Origin of the sequence: Bacillus sp. UNC438CL73TsuS30 (assembly GCF_000482325.1) — a bacterium.
GTDB lineage: Bacteria > Bacillota > Bacilli > Bacillales > Cytobacillaceae > Neobacillus.
In genome coordinates, this window is sequence record NZ_AXVA01000047.1 from 1 (window position 1) to 1,984 (window position 1,984).

At 39.5% G+C, this 1,984-nt stretch carries 1 protein-coding gene and 1 pseudogene; both read right to left on the reverse strand.

From position 1 onward, the window contains the following. The coding region (gene hutU / locus M028_RS0113470) for a urocanate hydratase (RefSeq protein WP_026574334.1) at positions 1-1,199 on the reverse strand (1,199 nt) is incomplete at its 3' end. 392 nt (positions 1,200-1,591) lie between these two features. Then, a pseudogene (locus M028_RS0113475) lies at positions 1,592-1,984 on the reverse strand (urocanate hydratase); the annotation flags it as partial.

Below are 1,984 nucleotides of genomic sequence, written 5' to 3' on the forward strand. Positions count from 1 at the left end.
GCTTCGATTGGAATATGTTTCATGGCAAGTTTGATCCAGCGAGTTACAAGTAGGTCATCACTGAACTCTTCAAGAATCATTTCATCGATTTTGCGTAAGTCTTCTGCTTCTCCGGATAGACATATCCAGCGGAAAGGTCCACGGCCTTCACAGAATAATGGACGAATGTACTCTGCAACGAATCCTGGAAGACGTTTTGCTTCTTTTTCATCCATACCGGCATCGATACACTCTTTACGAATACTAGTACCATATTCGAAAGATTTAACACCAAGGTCTAAGAATTTAATTAATGCTTCTAACTCACGAACCATTGTTTCGCGGGCTTTTTCTAAATAAAGATCACGATTGGTATCACGTAGATGCTCTGCTTCTTCTACTGTATAACCTGATGGTAAGTAAGAGATTGGGTCATGCGCAGGCGTCATAGATGTAGAAATGTCTGGTAACCAACCTGATTGAAGGACTTGCTCAAAAATATCTGCAGCATTACCCACAACACCGATTCCTAATGGCTTTCCATTAGCCGCATATTCTTTTGCTAAAGCAATCGCTTCATCCAATGAATCTACTAAAACATCAATGAATTGCTTTTCAATTCGGCGATTAATGATTTCGACATTGGAGTCACAAAGGATCGCTACTCCGCCGTGCATCGTCATCGCTCTTGTTTGGTTACCACCCATACCGCCAGCACCAGCAGTTAAAAGGATTTTCCCAACAAGTGAGTCATTATAGTGTAAACGAGCAATCGCAGATAAAGTTTCAAATGTTCCTTGGATAACACCTTGTGTACCGATATATTCCCACGGTGCTGCTGTATAGTTTGCATACATCGTTAAGTTTTTATCTTGTAGATCATAGAATGTTGGCCAATCAGCCTTCATGATATTTGTTGTGGCCATAACAACGGTTGGAGCGTATTTATGTGTCTTGAAGACAGCAACCGGCATACCGGATTGAACAACTAATGTTTCATCATCTTCTAGTTCTTTTAACGATTTAACAATTGCATGGTAGGATTCCCAGTTACGAGCAGCTTTACCGATTCCACCGTAAATCACTAACTCTTCCGGCTTTTCTGCATTTTCCATGTTGTTTTCAAGCATTCTTAGGATTGATTCTTGTCTCCAGCCCTTACAACGGAGTTCAGGTCCTCTTTGCGCTTTGACAGAATATAAGATTTCTGGTTTTGACATTTCTAATTCCTCCTAGTATGTAAATTTGCCTTGTCATTATTATATGTTGCAAGTCTTGTGCCAAATTGGTTGAATTGGCGCAATTTTTTGTATTATTCACAAAACCCGCATTTTTATTGAAAAAGATGTCGAATCATATTTCTCCTTTAGTAATTTACTAAGAAAAATCAGCAGATGTTTTTTGCACACAAAACCCCTCATAATTCGACATTTAGTTTAAAGCTTGAAAACGGTTACAGATTACAGATGCAGATAAGATTTGCATGCAAATTTCTCTGCAATAGATTTTTTTATACTTTCCTACAAAAATAAAGGGATGGCCACTAAGACCATCCCTTTTACACATCTAAAGTTCACAAAGTTGTCAAATTCTCAATCTAATTTAATATTAATTAAGCCTTAACTTCTTCTTTTTCTAAATCTTTTGGACCAAATGTTGCTTTTGGTGACCACCATAATGGTACTTTGATGCTTTCGTCGGTAAGCTTTCCTTTTCCGTTAGCAACATCGCGAGCGGTTTCATAACCTGCTTGCGCATGGCGGATAACCCCAATACCAGAGTCAACGGTCATGGCTACTTCTAACCTCATATCTGCTTCATCTGTACCATCGGCAACCATTGTAACTCCAGTATGAACTGCCTCACCCATAGAGTAGTTCGCTTGAAGGGCAATCAAATCACACATACCCACAGCGTTTAATAGGCCGTTCAATACTGGCCAGTCAGAGATTAAATCCCCGCCGTCTTTCATGTTTTCAGACTCAAATGTTGGGTTCACGATTGA